This window comes from Ruegeria sp. BHSA162 (genome assembly GCF_059613385.1).
On sequence record NZ_JBXWSK010000011.1, the window covers coordinates 52,161 to 68,885 of the forward strand.

16 protein-coding genes are annotated in these 16,725 nt (G+C 61.8%); 13 read left to right on the top strand and 3 right to left on the bottom strand.

What is annotated here, in order from left to right; all coding sequences use genetic code 11:
* Positions 1-63 precede the first annotated feature (63 nt).
* From tolQ to AC2FM5_RS05915, 13 genes are all read left to right on the top strand, one after another.
* A complete protein-coding gene (gene tolQ / locus AC2FM5_RS05855) occupies positions 64-759 on the top strand; it encodes a protein TolQ (RefSeq protein WP_093962778.1) in 696 nt (231 codons plus the stop codon).
* 1 nt (position 760) lies between these two features.
* A complete protein-coding gene (gene tolR, locus AC2FM5_RS05860) occupies positions 761-1,237 on the top strand; it encodes a protein TolR (protein WP_496734395.1) in 477 nt (158 codons plus the stop codon).
* A gap of 9 nt (positions 1,238-1,246) precedes the next feature.
* Positions 1,247-2,338, top strand: coding sequence for a cell envelope integrity protein TolA (gene tolA / locus AC2FM5_RS05865; RefSeq protein WP_496734397.1), 1,092 nt, complete (start codon positions 1,247-1,249; stop codon positions 2,336-2,338).
* Positions 2,335-3,654, top strand: coding sequence for a Tol-Pal system beta propeller repeat protein TolB (gene tolB, locus AC2FM5_RS05870; protein WP_496734399.1), 1,320 nt, complete (start codon positions 2,335-2,337; stop codon positions 3,652-3,654). Before tolA ends, tolB begins: the two co-directional genes overlap by 4 nt.
* An 87-nt stretch (positions 3,655-3,741) precedes the next feature.
* Positions 3,742-4,245: a peptidoglycan-associated lipoprotein Pal gene (gene pal / locus AC2FM5_RS05875; RefSeq protein ID WP_093962774.1), complete on the top strand. Its 504-nt coding sequence runs from the start codon at positions 3,742-3,744 to the stop codon at positions 4,243-4,245.
* 4 nt (positions 4,246-4,249) lie between these two features.
* Positions 4,250-5,080, top strand: a complete 831-nt coding sequence (gene ybgF / locus AC2FM5_RS05880; protein ID WP_170358164.1) for a tol-pal system protein YbgF — start codon at positions 4,250-4,252, stop codon at positions 5,078-5,080.
* Positions 5,077-6,330 carry a tRNA lysidine(34) synthetase TilS gene (gene tilS, locus AC2FM5_RS05885; RefSeq protein WP_496734402.1) on the top strand — a complete coding sequence of 418 codons (1,254 nt, stop codon included), beginning with the start codon at positions 5,077-5,079 and terminating at the stop codon, positions 6,328-6,330. Before ybgF ends, tilS begins: the two co-directional genes overlap by 4 nt.
* 76 nt (positions 6,331-6,406) lie before the next feature.
* Positions 6,407-8,323, top strand: coding sequence for an ATP-dependent zinc metalloprotease FtsH (gene ftsH, locus AC2FM5_RS05890; RefSeq protein ID WP_496734404.1), 1,917 nt, complete (start codon positions 6,407-6,409; stop codon positions 8,321-8,323).
* Positions 8,324-8,430: 107 nt separating this feature from the next.
* Entirely contained in the window at positions 8,431-9,027 is a 597-nt protein-coding gene (locus AC2FM5_RS05895; protein ID WP_170401721.1) for an MOSC domain-containing protein, read from the top strand.
* Between the two features lie 144 nt (positions 9,028-9,171).
* Positions 9,172-10,848 carry a formate--tetrahydrofolate ligase gene (locus tag AC2FM5_RS05900; RefSeq protein WP_170390652.1) on the top strand — a complete coding sequence of 559 codons (1,677 nt, stop codon included), beginning with the start codon at positions 9,172-9,174 and terminating at the stop codon, positions 10,846-10,848.
* A 57-nt stretch (positions 10,849-10,905) separates the two neighbouring features.
* Complete coding sequence (locus tag AC2FM5_RS05905; protein WP_170337522.1) at positions 10,906-11,211, top strand: chorismate mutase; 306 nt, start codon at positions 10,906-10,908, stop codon at positions 11,209-11,211.
* A 53-nt stretch (positions 11,212-11,264) separates the two neighbouring features.
* Positions 11,265-12,155: a bifunctional methylenetetrahydrofolate dehydrogenase/methenyltetrahydrofolate cyclohydrolase FolD gene (gene folD / locus AC2FM5_RS05910; protein ID WP_170358169.1), complete on the top strand. Its 891-nt coding sequence runs from the start codon at positions 11,265-11,267 to the stop codon at positions 12,153-12,155.
* 303 nt (positions 12,156-12,458) lie between these two features.
* A complete protein-coding gene (locus tag AC2FM5_RS05915) occupies positions 12,459-13,097 on the top strand; it encodes a LytTR family DNA-binding domain-containing protein (RefSeq protein ID WP_496734407.1) in 639 nt (212 codons plus the stop codon).
* Positions 13,098-13,109: 12 nt separating this feature from the next.
* On the opposite strand, the gene pdeM is transcribed toward AC2FM5_RS05915, so the two are convergent.
* The 3 genes from pdeM to AC2FM5_RS05930 all read right to left on the bottom strand — a co-directional run.
* Positions 13,110-13,772, bottom strand: a complete 663-nt coding sequence (gene pdeM / locus AC2FM5_RS05920) for a ligase-associated DNA damage response endonuclease PdeM (protein WP_496734409.1) — start codon at positions 13,770-13,772, stop codon at positions 13,110-13,112.
* 44 nt (positions 13,773-13,816) lie between these two features.
* Positions 13,817-16,228, bottom strand: a complete 2,412-nt coding sequence (locus AC2FM5_RS05925) for a ligase-associated DNA damage response DEXH box helicase (protein ID WP_496734411.1) — start codon at positions 16,226-16,228, stop codon at positions 13,817-13,819.
* A gap of 52 nt (positions 16,229-16,280) precedes the next feature.
* Positions 16,281-16,725: DUF8689 domain-containing protein (locus tag AC2FM5_RS05930; protein ID WP_496734414.1), on the bottom strand; the 445-nt coding region annotated here is incomplete at its 5' end.

Consider the following 16,725-nt stretch of genomic DNA (forward strand, 5'->3'; position numbering starts at 1 on the left):
TACGCTAGCGTTTGGCAAAACAAGGCCAATCAACGGCTGTCAGGCAAAACAAAGAGCAGGTTCATGGAAGCTGAAACGCTGGCGCTGGCGCAGGAGATCGATTTCTCCATGTGGGGGCTGTTCGCCCGTGCGACATTCATCGTGAAAGTGGTGATGCTGATCCTTGTGGTCGCATCCTTCTGGTCATGGTCGATCATCATTCAAAAGCTAATCACCTATCGCAGCGCGCGACGCGAAGCGCAGGTGTTCGACGAGGCGTTCTGGTCGGGCAACCCGCTGGACGAGTTGTTTGAACAGATCGGAACGCAGCCGGATGGCAGTTCCGAAAAGATCTTCGCAGCCGGCATGATCGAGTGGCGCCGCTCGCACCGCGCCGACGGTGGACTCATAGCCGGCGCACAGGCCCGGATCGATCGTTCGATGGATGTGGCCATCGCCAAAGAGGCCGAGGGTTTGCAAAAGGGTCTTTCGATCCTTGCGACCGTGGGTTCGACCGCGCCGTTCATCGGCCTGTTCGGTACGGTTTGGGGCATCATGAACGCCTTCATCGAAATCGCCGAACAGCAGAACACAAACCTGGCCGTCGTGGCGCCGGGAATCGCCGAAGCTTTGCTGGCGACCGGTCTTGGCCTGCTGGCCGCAATTCCGGCCGTAATCTTCTACAACAAACTTAGCGCGGACAGCGATCGCATCGTTGGCGGGTACGAGGCTTTTGCCGACGAATTCGCAACCATTCTGTCCCGCCAGTTGGACAGCTGACATGGGTGCGGCGATCCAGCAATCGTCTGGCGGCAACGGACGACGCCGAGGACGGCGGCGCGGGCGTGCGCAGCCGATGGGTGAAATCAACGTCACACCCTTTGTCGACGTGATGCTGGTGCTGCTGATCATCTTCATGGTCGCGGCTCCGCTGATGACCGTGGGGGTCGAGGTTGATCTACCCAAAACCGCCGCCAGCGCTCTGCCCGGCGACAACGAGGAACCGTTGACCGTCACGCTGACAGCCGACGGGCGGGTTCAGATACAGACCTCCGAGGTGTCCCGCGACGAGTTGATCGGTAAGCTGCGCGCCATTGCTGCCGAGCGCAGCAGCGACCGCGTCTACCTGCGGGCCGATGGCGCCATTCCTTATGCGCAGGTCATGCAGGTCATGGGTGCGTTGAATGCCGGCGGGTTTTCGAATGTGGGCCTTGTCACCGATACTGGCGGGCCGGCGCTGGACGCGGGCGGAGAGTGAGGCTGCGCGGTGGATACCGGCACCAAGATTTCGGCGATTGCCCATGTGACATTGATCGGATGGGCCCTGTTCGGCGGCACGTTCCGATCCGAGCCGCTGCCTTTTGCAGTGCAGGAGGTGTCGGTGGTTTCGGCTGAGCAATTCGCTGCCCTGACGGCGCAAAGCGATGCGCCCGAAGTTCCGACGCCCCCCAACGCATTGGAAGATCCGATCGTACAACCCCCGGCACCCGAAGTGCCGGAGCCGTCGGTCGAAGAACAGCCGCGCCCCGAGCCGGTCACGCCACCTGAACCGGAGCCCGAGCCGCAACCCGAGGCAGTTGAGACTCCACCCGAACCCGAAGTGATCGAGCGGCCTCCGGTACTGGATGAACCGGAACCCGAGGTTGCGGTTTTGCCGGCGCTGCCCGAGTCCCAGCCCCGCCCGGCGGACAAGGTGGCCCCCGAACCCATCGCTCCGCCGCCACTGGATGCAAAGCCGGACGATATCGAAACACCGGCGGTTTCGCTGGATGAAGGGGCTGAGATCCAGCAGGAGCAGCAAGACCAGACCGCGCCCGAGGAAGCCACGGACCAGATCGTGACCGAGGCGGAAGAGGCCAAGGACCTGTCGCCACAAAGCTCGCCGCGTCCCCGGGTTCGGCCCAATCGGCCCAAGCCTCCGGAAACCGAACAGACCGCGACCGCCGAGCCTGTCGAACAGGCTGCGGAACCCGACGAGGCCGCGATCAATGACGCGCTGGCCGAGGCCTTGGGCGGTGCGTCCGAGCCGTCCGGTCCGCCTCTCACAGGCGGCGAAAAGGATGCGATGCGCCTTGCTGTTTCGCGGTGCTGGAACGTGGGCTCGTTGTCGACCGATGCGCTCAAGACCGTTGTGGTGATCGGTTTCTCGCTGAACCGCGACGGCTCGATCGTTCCCGGCAGCCTGCAACTTCTGGATAGCTCCGGCGGCTCGGACGGGGCCGCAAAACAGGCATACGAGGCCGCCCGGCGTGCGATTCTGCGCTGCGGAGCAAAAGGATATGACCTTCCTGCTGACAAATACGAGCATTGGAAGGATATTGAGATCACCTTCAATCCCGAGAGGATGCGGATCAAATGATGAAACTTCTGACCAGCCTCTTCGTTGGCCTGACCCTTCTGTCGGCCCCCGTGTCTGCGCAAACCGGCCCACTTCGGCTGGAATTGGATGAAGGCATCATCGAACCTTTGCCATTTGCGGTGCCCAGCTTTGTACCGGACGGTCCGGCGGCCAGCCAGTTTGCGGCTGACATCAGCCGCGTCATCGCCGAGGACCTGACCGGAACCGGCCTGTTCCGTGAGATTTCGCCGGATGCATTCATCAGCCGTGTTAGCAGTTTCGAAGCGCCGGTCCAATTTGCGGATTGGAAGGCGATCAATGCCGATGCGCTGGTCACCGGCGCGGTGAATGTCTCGGGCAATACCCTGTCCGTCCGGTTCCGTGTCTGGGATGTATTCTCGGGTCAGGAGTTGGGCAACGGCCTGCAATTTGCCGGTACAACCGAGGGCTGGCGCCGAATGGCGCACAAGGTGGCTGATCAGGTCTACAGCCGCATTACCGGTGAGGGAGGCTATTTCGACAGCCGCGTGGCTTTTGTCTCGGAAACCGGCCCAAAGGATCAGCGCCGCAAGCGGCTGGCCATCATGGACTATGACGGGGCGAATGTTCAGTACCTGACCGACAGTGCCGCGATCGTTCTGGCCCCGCGCTTTTCGCCAACGGGCGACCGGCTGCTCTACACCAGCTATGAAAGCGGCCGGCCGCGGATTTACGTTCTGGATGTTGGCCGGGTCAAGCGGCAGGAATTGCAGACTCAGGAAGGTACGATGAGTTTCTCGCCGCGCTTTTCGCCTGATGGCCGCTCGATCGTCTACTCGCTGACGCAGGGCGGCAATACGGATCTGTGGAAAATGGATCTGGCGTCCGGGCAAAGCGTGCGCCTGACCAACACGCCCGCAATTGAAACCGCGCCCAGCTATTCGCCCGACGGATCGCGGATCGTTTTCGAGAGCGACCGGTCCGGCAGCCCTCAGCTGTACATCATGCCGGCAAATGGCGGTGAGGCGACTCGCATCAGCTTTGGCCAGGGGCGCTATGGGACGCCCGTCTGGTCACCACGCGGAGATCTGGTGGCCTTTACCAAGCAGAACAAGGGCCGGTTCCATATCGGCGTGATGCGACTGGACGGTAGCGAGGAGCGGCTGTTGACCGCCTCGTTCCTGGACGAGGGGCCCACATGGTCGCCCAATGGCCGGGTCATAATGTTTGCGCGGGAAACCCAGGGCGCCAGCGGGCGTTCGACCCTGTACTCGGTCGACATTTCGGGCCGAAACCTGCGCCCCGTACGCACCCCGGACGGTGGCAGTGACCCGTCCTGGGGGCCACTGTTGAATTAAGAGACCGCCGGTCGCGCCGAAGTTCACAAGGCAGGCTGGCTGTGATAGACAGACGTCAATAAACAAACGGGACAAGAGGCAACAGAAATGAACGTATTGAGCAAGTTTGCGGCTCTGGGCGCGCTGGCGCTGGTGGCCGCATGTACCAACAACGATCCCTCGGCTTTGGGCGGTGGCGCCGGCGGCAACGGCGCAATCGTCCCGGGTTCTCCCAGCGACCCACGTTCGCCCGCCTATTTCCAGCAGGCGATCGGTGACCGGGTCCTGTTTGCCGTGGATCAGTCCACGCTCTCGCCCGAGGCGCAGACGATCCTTCAGGGGCAGGCCCAGTGGCTGTTGGCCAATACCGACTACGTCGCCACGATCGAAGGTCACGCGGATGAACAGGGCACGCGGGAATACAACCTTGCGCTGGGCGCCCGTCGGGCGAATGCAGCGCGTGAATACCTGATTTCTCGCGGTGTGGCCGGAAACCGTCTGCAGACGATCAGCTATGGCAAGGAGCGCCCGATCGAAATCTGTAGCACCGAGGAATGCTATTCCAAGAACCGCCGCGCGGTCACCGTGCTGACCGGTTCCACAACGGGGTAACAGGATGAGAATTGCGGGATTGGTTCTGGCGGCGGCTTTGACCCTTGCCAGCGGCGCGCAAGCGCAGGATCAGCAGACTCTGGCCGATATTCGCCAGGAACTGACGGTGCTGCATGTCGAAATCCAACGGCTCAAGCGCGAGTTTTCCACGACAGGCTCGCCCGCGCCGAACCTGTCCGGCAGTTCGATACTGGAACGCGTTGACGCCATCGAGGCCGAGTTGCAGAGGCTGACTCGGCAGACCGAGCAACTGAATCAGCGTGTTCAGAATGTCGTGACGGACGGAACCAACCGGATCGGAGATCTGGAGTTCCGTCTCTGCGAGTTGGAACCCGGTTGCGAGTTCACCGGCGAAGGCACACCGACATTGGGTGGAGATAGCGACACAGCGGCCATCACCGCTCCGGTGACGACGCCCGGCGATGCCGCCGACGGCGACCAGGTCGAACTGGCCGTAGGTGAACAAGCCGATTTTGATGCCGCGTCGCAAGCCCTTGCGGACGGAGATTTCCAGACGGCGGCCGATCTTTTTGCGAAATTTGACAGCGCGTATCCCGGCAGCCCGCTGGCCCCCGAAGCCAACCTGAGGCGAGGACAGGCCCTGGAAGGGCTGGGTGATACCCGCGAAGCGGCCCGGGCCTTCCTTGCCAGCTTTACTGGCGATTCCGAAGGGCCGGTGGCCCCCGAGGCGTTGTACGAACTTGGGGCAGCATTGGGTCGGTTGGGCCAGGTTGAGCAGGCTTGTATCACGCTTGGAGAAGTCGGCGTCCGGTTCCCGTCGTCGGCCTTTGTGGCCACGGCAACCGAGGAAATGGCGTCGCTGAGCTGTTCTTGAACTCACCAGCCGACATCCTTCCGGAGCGCGTCAGGGCGCTGTTGCCCGAAACGCTTCCGTCGCGACTGGGCGTGGCCGTGTCCGGTGGAAGCGACTCGCTTGCATTGCTGCATCTTTTGGTCCGGATCGCCCGGGATGAAGATGTTCGGCTGTTTGCGGCCACTGTCGATCACGGCCTGAGGCCGGATGCGGCCGCCGAGGCCGCCAGTGTTTCCGAGACATGTGCACATTTGGGCGTGTCCCATGTCACTCTGAAATGGACGGGATGGGACCGGTCGGGAAACCTGCAGGATCAGGCTCGGCAGGCGCGCTACGGTTTGCTGCGGGACTGGGCGGTGTCGCAGGACATTCCTGCGGTCGCTCTGGGCCATACCGCAGATGATCAGGCGGAAACCGTGTTGATGCGTCTAGGGCGCGCCGCTGGCGTGCGCGGATTGTCGGCCATGTCTTTCGCGCGCGAACTGGAGGGTGTCACGCTTTGGCGACCTTTGCTGGGCGAAATGCGCACCGCCTTGCGGGACTACCTAGAGGCTGAGGGGGTGCGATGGATCGAAGACCCTTCGAATCAGGACCTGCGCTTTGACCGGATCAAGGCCCGCGAGGCGTTGGGCCATCTGTCCGGCTTGGGGATTACGGCTGAAACTTTGTCCCGCGTTGCCGCGAACCTCGGGCGTGCGAACCGGGCGCTTGAGCATTTTGCGCAGGAATCCGCCCGCCGATTTGCGAAAGAGAAAGCCTGTGCGGTGCGTGTGGATCGCGCCGGTTTTGCCGCGCTACCTGAGGAAATACAGCGTCGGCTTGTAGTCGGTATCCTCCAGCGGATCTCGGGTCCGGGGTACCCGCCGCGGCAAAGCAAAGTCGAGCAGGTCGTACAGGCCGTTATTGCGGGACGTTCGTCGACGCTGAGCGGTTGTCAAATCCTGACGGACGGGAATAGTTCGTGGTTTTGCAGAGAGCTGACCGCCGTTTCGGCATGCGTGGCCCGACCGGCCGAACTCTGGGACGGGCGTTGGATCGCGACAGGACCGGACACGCCCGGAGCACAGATCCGTGCGCTTGGCGAGACCGGGTTGCCACAAGTACCCGACTGGCGCGCGACAGGGGTGCCGCGCATGGTGCTGATGGTCACGCCCGCCGTTTGGCTGGGCGACCAAATCGTGTCCGCGCCATTTGCCGGTTTTTTGAACGGATGGACGTTTGAAATGGACCTGAAATTCCCCGAGTTTTCGGCTTCTTTTTTATCGCATTGAACCTGCTTCAATCATCTCTATTTTAAGAGGCAACCCGGCAGCGCCTCATCTGCCGATGTCTTTTGGGAGAATTTTCTTGGGCAACGCTCGCAATATAGCCTTCTGGGTCGTTCTCTTCCTGTTGATCCTTGCACTGTTCAATCTGTTCAGCGGACCGGGAGGAACCCTCCAGAGCAATGAAAAAACCTATTCGGATTTCGTAAGCGCCGTCGAAGCAGGCGACGTAAAAGGCGTGACGCTGGATGGTGAGCAGATCCGTTACACAACCAGTTCCGGCGGGAATTTCGTCACGATCAAGCCCGGTGATGCCGAAGTCACCAAGCTGCTGATCGAGAAAGACATCCCCGTGCGGGCCGAAAAGCAGCAGCAATCGGGCTTCCAGTCTTTCCTGATTACGCTGCTGCCTTTCCTGCTGCTGATCGGCGTCTGGGTTTATTTCATGAACCGGATGCAGGGCGGCGGCAAAGGTGGCGCAATGGGCTTTGGCAAGTCCAAGGCCAAGATGCTGACCGAAAAGCACGGCCGCGTGACCTTTGACGACGTGGCGGGCATCGACGAGGCCAAGGAAGAGTTGGAAGAGATCGTCGAATTCCTGCGCAACCCGCAGAAATTCTCGCGCCTTGGCGGCAAGATCCCGAAAGGTGCGCTGCTGGTTGGCCCTCCGGGCACCGGCAAGACGCTGCTGGCCCGTGCAATTGCGGGTGAGGCCGGCGTGCCGTTCTTTACCATCTCGGGTTCGGACTTCGTGGAAATGTTCGTCGGTGTGGGTGCGTCCCGCGTGCGCGACATGTTCGAACAGGCCAAGAAGAACGCGCCCTGCATCGTCTTCATCGACGAGATCGACGCCGTGGGTCGCCACCGTGGTGCCGGATATGGCGGCGGCAACGACGAACGCGAACAGACCCTGAACCAGCTTCTGGTCGAGATGGACGGGTTCGAGGCAAACGAGGGCGTCATCATCCTGGCTGCAACCAACCGCAAGGACGTGCTCGACCCGGCGCTGCTGCGCCCGGGCCGCTTTGACCGTCAGGTGACCGTCGGCAACCCGGACATCAAAGGTCGCGAAAAGATTCTTGGCGTTCACGCCCGCAAGACGCCTTTGGGTCCGGATGTCGATCTGCGCATCATCGCGCGCGGCACACCCGGCTTCTCGGGGGCTGACCTTGCCAACCTTGTTAACGAAGCCGCGCTGATGGCCGCACGTGTCGGTCGGCGCTTTGTCACCATGGAAGACTTCGAGAACGCCAAGGACAAGGTGATGATGGGGGCCGAGCGCCGCTCGATGGTGCTGACCCAGGACCAGAAGGAAAAGACCGCCTATCACGAGGCCGGCCATGCCGTGGTCGGCATGACCCTGCCGTTGTGCGATCCGGTCTACAAGGCCACGATCATCCCGCGCGGCGGCGCGCTGGGCATGGTGGTAAGCCTGCCTGAAATGGACCAGCTGAACTATCACAGGGACGAATGTGAGCAGAAGCTGGCCATGACCATGGCGGGCAAGGCGGCCGAGGTCATCAAATACGGTGAAGACCACGTCTCGAACGGCCCGGCCGGCGACATCATGCAGGCCAGCCAATTGGCGCGGGCCATGGTGATGCGTTGGGGCATGTCCGACAAGGTCGGCAACATCGACTATGCCGAGGCGCATGAAGGCTATCAGGGCAACACGGCCGGGTTCTCGGTTTCGGCCCATACCAAGGAACTGATCGAGGAAGAGGTCAAACGGCTGATCCAGCAGGGATATGACCGCGCCCATCAGATCCTGACCGAATACAAGGAAGAATGGGAGCGTCTGGCTCAGGGTCTGCTTGAATACGAAACTCTGACGGGTGACGAAATCAAGCGCGTCATGAATGGCGAACCGCCGAATGAGAGTGACGACGAAAGCGACAAGTCCGATCACGGCAATGCCGCGAGCGTGACGGCGATTCCCAAGACCAAGGTCAAGAAGACCCCGCCCGAGGGCGGGATGGAGCCTGAACCTTCGGCATGACGCAAGAGACCCGGCCCCAGAGCCGGGTCTTTTCTTTTCGGCCTTTTCATCAGGGCAGCGAGCGTTAGGCTGCAGCGAACTTTGATCCGCTGTCGAAAGGAAATGGCATGCCTGTCCTGCGTGAAACCGAATTCAAGGCCCGGGTCGTCTGGTTGGGCCACGTTCCCGCCGGGCAATCCCTGCGGGCTCAGCCGGTGCCGCAGCTCGACCTAGGGTTCTCGGGCGACATTGGCGCGCGTCATGAAGGACTCAATCGACCATCCTGCGTGCGGGTCAAGAATCTGTACCCGGAAGGCACCGAAATCCGTAACGTGCGACAGCTGACGATCCTGGCTGCCGAGGAAATGGCGGCCATTGCTTCTGACATGGGCGTGGACCGGCTGGATCCGGCCCTTTTGGGTGCAAGTATCGTTGTCGAGGGCATTCCGGATTTCACGCATGTTCCGCCCTCGTCTCGGCTGCAGGCGGATACGGGATTGACCCTGACCGTCGATATGGAGAACCGCCCTTGTGTCCTGCCCGGACGTGAAATCGAAGCAGAGTCACCGGGGCACGGCGCCCGCTTCAAACCGGCCGCACAGGGCCGGCGCGGGGTGACCGCTTGGATCGAACGGCCGGGGCTTCTGAGGCTCGGAGACAGTCTGACCCTGTTCGTCCCCGATCAGCGCGCATGGAACCCAAAGCAGACGGCGGTTTCCGATTAGATACGTCCGAACAAGTCCTACGCCGTTTCGCGGCCTGAAAATGTCGGAATCCACATCCATTCAAACCGTACACAACGGTATGGATTTGACAGCACCGACGCGCGGCGTCGGTTTTGCACGGAATTCAATCAGGGATCTTGCCCAATGAGCTACAAATCCGACATTGAAATCGCTCGCGAGGCGAACAAGAAGCCAATCCAGGAGATTGGTGCAAAAATCGGCATCTCGAGCGACGATCTGCTGCCATACGGCCATGACAAGGCCAAGGTAAGCCAGAATTTCATCAACTCGGTCCAGGACCGCGAAGATGGCAAGCTGATCCTTGTGACTGCAATCAACCCGACGCCCGCGGGCGAGGGCAAGACCACCACAACCGTCGGTTTGGGTGATGGCCTGAACCGGATCGGCAAGAATGCGATGATCTGTATCCGCGAGGCCTCGCTTGGTCCGAACTTCGGCATGAAGGGGGGGGCCGCGGGCGGTGGCTATGCGCAGGTCGTTCCGATGGAAGAGATGAACCTGCACTTCACCGGTGACTTCCACGCCATCACCTCGGCCCACTCGCTGCTGTCGGCGATGATCGACAACCACATCTATTGGGGCAACGAGCTGGAAATCGATACCCGCCGCGTCGTTTGGCGCCGGGTCGTCGACATGAACGACCGCGCCCTGCGCCAGATCACGGCCTCTTTGGGGGGCGTGTCGAACGGTTTCCCGCGTGAAGCAGGTTTCGACATTACCGTTGCGTCCGAGGTCATGGCGATCCTGTGCCTGGCCAACGACCTGAAGGATCTTGAAAAGCGCCTGGGCGACATCATCGTGGCCTACCGCCGTGACAAGACCCCGGTTTATTGCCGCGACATCAAGGCCGAAGGCGCGATGACCGTTCTTCTGAAAGACGCGATGCAGCCCAACCTGGTGCAGACGCTGGAAAACAACCCGGCCTTCGTGCATGGCGGCCCGTTTGCCAACATCGCGCATGGCTGCAACTCGGTCATCGCGACCAAGACCGCGCTGAAGGTAGCCGACTATGTCGTGACCGAGGCCGGTTTCGGGGCCGATCTGGGCGCGGAGAAGTTCATGAACATCAAGTGCCGCAAGGCAGGCATTGCGCCGTCGGCCGTGGTGCTGGTTGCAACGGTTCGCGCGATGAAGATGAATGGCGGCGTGGCCAAGGCCGATCTGGGCGCGGAAAACGTCGACGCGGTAAAGTCGGGCTGTGCCAACCTGGGCCGCCATATCGAGAACGTGAAATCCTTCGGCGTGCCGGTCGTCGTGGCGATCAACCACTTTGTCACCGATACCGATGCCGAGGTTCAGGCGGTCAAGGACTACTGCGCCGAACATGGGGTTGAGGCGGTTCTGTCGCGGCATTGGGAACTGGGCTCGGAAGGATCTGCAGATCTGGCAAAAAAAGTCGTTGAACTGGCAGATGCCGGTACCGCGAATTTTGCGCCGATCTACCCTGACGAAATGTCCCTGTTCGAGAAGATCGAGACCATCGCCAAGCGCATCTACCGCGCCGACGAGGTTCTGGCCGATGCCAAGATCCGCAACCAGTTGAAGGAATGGGAAGCCGCCGGATACCGCAATCTGCCGGTCTGCATGGCCAAGACACAGTATTCCTTCTCGACCGATCCGTCGCTGCGCGGCGCGCCCACCGGCCACTCGGTTCCGGTGCGCGAGGTGCGCCTGTCGGCGGGTGCCGGCTTTATCGTGGTGGTCTGCGGTGAGATCATGACCATGCCCGGTCTGCCCCGCAAACCGGCGGCTGAGACAATCCGCCTCAACGACGAAGGGCAGATCGAGGGCTTGTTCTAAGCCGCTGAATAAGACATCTCGTGGTCCGGGGAATCCCCGGGCCATGAGGAGATTGCGATGCCCACTCTGACACTGCCGCAGGACTGTCATTCCATGCAGGAATTGCGGGTTCAGATCGACAAGCTGGACCGCCAACTGATCGAACTGTTGGCGACGCGCGCAACCTACATCGATCGCGCGTCCGAATTGAAACCGGGCGAGGGCCTGCCGGCCCGAATTCCCGAGCGTGTCGAGGATGTGGTGCAAAAGGTGCGTTCGAACTCGGTTGAGGTGGGCATGGACCCCGATCTGACCGAAAGGCTTTGGCGCATCTTGATTGATTGGTCGATTGCGCGCGAGGAGAACGTGCTCGGCCCCGACTGAATGACCGGGCGCCCTTCGCGCCCGATCCGCTTTTTGAAAGAAGGGATCAAAGGATGGTAGCTCAAGTCATCGACGGCAAGGCCTTTGCGGCCAAGGTCCGCGCGCAAGTCGCCGACCAGGTTGCAAAACTCAAGGAAGAAAACGGCATCACCCCCGGTCTGGCAGTAGTCCTGGTCGGCGAAGATCCGGCCAGCCAGGTCTATGTCCGCTCCAAGGGCAAGATGACTGTCGAAGTGGGCATGAACTCATACGAGCACAAGCTGGATGTCGACACGTCCGAGGCAGATCTGCTGGCCTTGATCGAGAAGCTGAACAACGATCCCGCGGTGAATGGCATTCTGGTCCAGCTTCCGCTGCCCAAACATCTGAATGAGGACCTGGTAATCAACTCGATCGACCCGGCCAAGGATGTCGACGGGTTCCACATCTCGAACGTTGGTCTGTTGGGCACCGGTCAGAAGTCCATGGTTCCCTGCACGCCGTTGGGCTGCCTGATGATGTTGCGCGATCATCATGGCTCGTTGTCCGGCATGGATGCGGTGGTGATCGGCCGGTCGAACATCGTGGGTAAGCCGATGGCCCAATTATTGCTGGGCGACAGCTGCACCGTGACCATCGCGCACAGCCGTACCAAAGACTTGCCCGATGTCGTGCGTCGCGCCGATATCGTCGTGGCCGCGGTGGGCCGCCCCGAGATGGTACCTGGCGACTGGATCAAGGAGGGTGCCACCGTCATCGACGTTGGCATCAACCGGATCGAGCGTGATGGAAAAACCAAGCTGGTCGGCGACGTGGACTATGCAAGCGCGGCCGAGCGCGCAGGCGCTATTACACCGGTTCCCGGTGGTGTTGGCCCGATGACCATCGCCTGCCTGTTGGCCAACACTCTGACGGCCTGTTGCCGGTCGAACGGCCTGCCCGAGCCCGAAGGCCTGACGGCCTGACCACTGGCGGCCCTGGGGCGGAGCGTCCGCCCCGGGGCCAACGTGGGGATGAAACGACCCCACTAGCACGCCGCAAACGTGTTTGATTGTCTGACATTTCGTGATAAGCTTGAGTTTCCAGCCGGTTACGAAGTGAATAAGTGGGCGTCTGAGGGACAAGGGCTGGGTCCCGAAATGCTGCTCATTGATTTTGATATGTTGTCAAAACTGAGCCCATTCATTGCAGAATGCACGCCTCAGAGGGTGGTCGCCGGTATTCTGTTCGTCCCGTTGCTCGCCTATACTTTTCCACCGTTCCGAGAAATGGATCTACCCTTTTCCGTACGTCTGGCGTTCTGGGCAGGAGTGATGATTCTGGCGGTTGTGGCAACGTGGGGGTCTCGGCAGTTGGTGAAGGATCGTCTGGACCATGTCGGACTGACGGTTCGGGACGTGGCGTTTGCCTTGGTGATCCTTGTATTGTTCACGCCTGCGTTGTGGATCCTGACGTGGATCCTGTGCGCTGCCAGTGGCCACGATGCCCCCGGTTTGCTGGCGGTTGGCACCTACGGTGCGCTGTTTAGCACAGGTCTGGTTCTGGTCAGCAAAGGCGAAGCCCCGCCTGAAAATGACGAAGTCATCGAAGCACCCCAACCCCGTTTGGTGAGCCGCCTGCCGGACGGGTTTCGTGGTGATATCCTGCGGCTTGCGGTCCGGGATCACTACGTTGATGTGGTGACCACCAGCGGAACCTTTACGATCCGGTCGCGCTTTACTGACGCGATTGCTGAGATGGAGCCGATTTCGGGCCATTGTACCCACAGATCCCATTGGGTTACGGACGCGGCCATTCTGGAAATTCAGAAAAACAACGGCAAAACCTACCTGCGCCTTCGGAACGATGATCTGGTTCCCGTCAGCCGCAAATACAAACCCAAACTGGAAGAAGACGGTGTGATCTGAACCAGCTGTCGGCTAACGCGGCATCACCGTCAGCTGTGGCTGCGGGCCCGTCAGAATGGCACGGGCGTCCGGCTGCATCAACTGAGACAACGCGGTATCCGAGCTGCGCAGCCCTCCGGTATATGTCCCATAAGCCGGCATGATCACCCGACACCGGTCAAACAAAAATGCCGGGCGCGAGATCATGCGGCCCGGCGCATTGAGCCGGACCTTGGGGTGAAAATGCCCTGAAACTTCGCCTTGCGCGTCGGGTTCCGCAATATGGCGGAAGACCAGCACGTCTTGGCTCCACTCGGCCAGATGGGTGCCGCTCAGCGCGACGGGACCCGGATCATGGTTGCCCTCTATCCAGATCCACAGCCGCCCGGCCTGCAGCGCAGAAATCTCGAGCCGATCTGCATCGCTCAGCGTTTCCGAGGCTTCGAGATCATCGAAACTGTCCCCCAAGCATACCACCGTCTTGGCGCCGGTCGTGTCCAGATCGGCGGCCAGCCGGGACAGGGTCTCTCGGTTGTCATAAGGGGGAAGGGCCGGTCCGCCCCGCCGAACGATCCGAGATGACTTGCCCAAGTGCAGGTCCGAAACACAAAGAAGATCGTGCGCCGGCCACCAAAGCGCGCCCGATCCCATGGCGCGCAGCCGGGCACCCGCAAACGAAAATTCAAGGCTGTTCATGGTCCGTTCTTTGCCCGTCGGGACGTGATTTGCAAGTCGTTTCTTCAGGCGGGTTCCAGGCCGGCGTCGCGCAACAAACGGGCGCTTTCTTCGGCCAGCAGCCGCTCTTCGGCCGCGCCCTTAACTGGAACCTTTCCCACCTCGAGCAGCAACGGCGCCGCCAGCGGTGACACCCGGTCCAGCCGGATCAGGTCGATCCGGTCGCCGATGCGCGCGATCATGGCCTCGATCCGTCCGAAATCGACCAGCCCGCGCATGGCTTCTTCGCGGGTGATCTGCATCAGCAGGTGGTCAGGGTCGTATTTCAGCAGCGTGTCGTACAGGATGTCCGACGAAAAGGTCGCCTGTCGCCCGCTTTTGCGTTGGCCACCTGTGTTGCGCTCGATCAGCCCGGCGATGGTGGCCGACGCGCGGAAGGTGCGTTTCATCACCGCGTTGCCCGCCAGCCAGTTGTCCAGCCCGTCGCGCAGGGCCTCGATCTGGAACAGGGGGCTGGGGTCGGTCACCGCGTCCAGTCCCCAGATCAGCGTGGCATAGTCGGTCGCGACAAAGCCCAGCGGGGCCAGCCCGGTTTCCTCCATCCGTTTGGTCAGCAGCAGACCCAGCGTCTGTTGTGCGTTGCGTCCGGCAAAGCCGTAGACGCACAGGTTTTCGCGGCCGTCATTGGGAAAGCTCTCGATCAACAGCCGGTCACGCCCGGGCAGCCGCGACATCCGGCGCTGCAGTTCCAGCCATTCACCCGTATGTTCGGGCAGTTGCGGCCAGCCGGGCTGTGCGAACATCCGCAGGATGCGGTCGCTCAGCTGGGTCGAAGTGGCGAACTTGGTGCCCGAGAAGGTGGCGATCTTGGGCTTTTTGTCCGCACGGCGCGTGACCTCGACAACCGTTTCGCGCAGCCCTTCATAGCGCACGATCTGACCGCCGATCAGGAAGGTGTCGCCGGGGGTCAGCGATGCGGCAAAGGCCTCTTCGACCTCGCCCAGGGGTTTGCCGCCCCGGTTGCGTTTCAGCCGGACCTTCAGGGTATCGCTGTCCTGGATCGTGCCCAGGTTCATGCGGATGCGTTGCGCCGCGCGCGGGTCACGCAGCTGCCACAACCCGTCGGGGCGCTGTTGCAGGCGCTGCCAGCGGTCATAGGCCCGCAGCGCATAGCCACCAGTTGCGCAGAACTCCAGACAGGCATCGAAGGCCGCGCGGGACAGATCGGCATAGGGACCGGCCGAGGTGACCTCGGCATAAAGGGCATCGGCATCGAACGGTCCGGCGCAGGCCGCGATCAGGATGTGTTGGCACAAAACGTCACGCGGGCCGGGGCCGCGCGGCTCGCCGTCCAGATCGTGCGCGCGTGCGGCCTCCAGTGCGGCGACGCATTCGACCACCTCGAACCTGTTGGCAGGCACCAGCAGGGCCTTGGACGGCGCGTTGTAGCGGTGGTTGGCCCGCCCGATCCGCTGGACCAGGCGCTTGACGTTTTTGGGGGCGCCGATCTGGATCACAAGGTCCACGTCGCCCCAATCGATTCCCAGATCAAGGCTGCCGGTGCAGACGATGGCGCGCAGGTCGCCACGGACCATTGCCGCCTCGACCCGTTCGCGCTGTTGCCGGTCGAGGCTGCCATGGTGGATGCCGATGGGCAGGCCTTCGTCATTGGCCAGCCACAGGTTGTGAAAGAAGATCTCGGCCTGAGCGCGGGTGTTGTGGAAGATCAGCGTCGTCTTGTGCTGCCGGACCTGCTCCAGCACCGCCGGGATGGCATAGGCCGCGCCGCCCCCGGCCCACGGCGGCATTTCGGCCGTTTGCAACATGGCGATATCGGGGTCGGGGCCGGGGTCGGCCAGAACGATGTCGCAAGGGTCGGGGTGGCGGGCCAGAAAGCGCGCGATGGCGTCCGGGTCCTCGACCGTCGCCGACAGGCCCACGCGCCGCAGATCGGGGCACAGGGTCTGAAGGCGGGTTAGCGCCAGCATCAACTGGTCGCCCCGTTTGCTGTCGGCCAACGCATGTATCTCGTCCACGATCACGCGCTGAACGCCTTGGAACATGCGCGGCGCATCCTCGTAGGACGTCAGCAGCGCCAGGCTTTCCGGGGTCGTCAGCAGGATATGCGGCGGGTCCACGCGCTGGCGTTTCTTCTGGGTGGGGGTGGTATCGCCGGTACGATCCTCGATCCGGATCGGCAAGCCCATCTCGTCGGCCGGGCCGCGCAGGTTGCGCTTGATGTCGGCGGCCAGCGCTTTGAGCGGCGAGACATAGATCGTGTGCAGCCCCGCGTGCCGCCCATCGGCCAGTTCGATCAGAGAGGGCAGGAACCCGGCCATCGTCTTGCCGCCGCCCGTGGGCGCGATCAACAGCGTCGCCGGGGCCTGCGCCCGGTCGATCATGGCCTGTTGATGCGGGTGGATGGACCAACCCCTGGCGGCAAACCAGGTGTCAATCCGGGCGGGAATCTGCGTCATATGCGCAGACTAGCCCGCCCGATGTCAAAGCGGAATGCGGTTTGGGCCCATCTTACTTAACGATTTCCTCGTCCTTGACGAACATGTTCGCCCAGGCGCGGTCGATCAATTCCGGGCTCATCTGATAGGGGATGCCCTCGAACTCGCAGATCGAGATCATCTGGTCGATCAGGAAGATCGGCTGATAGTTTGCATAGACATTGTTGATGGTCGGATACTTGACCTTCAGCAGATGCACCAGCGCGGCCTCGTCCAACGGAATGCCGCGCTTGCGGGCCACCATGGCGAAGATCTTCAGGAAGTTTTCCTGGTTCGGACCGTCGATCTTGATCTTGAAGAAGATCCGGCGAAGCGCGGCCTGGTCGAAGATCTCGTTCGGGTGGAAGTTGGTCGAGAAGATGACCAGCGTGTCGAAGGGAACTTCGAACTTTTCGCCCGACTGAAGGCCCAGAATGTCCTTGCCCTCTTCCAGCGGAACAATCCACCGGTTGATCAGG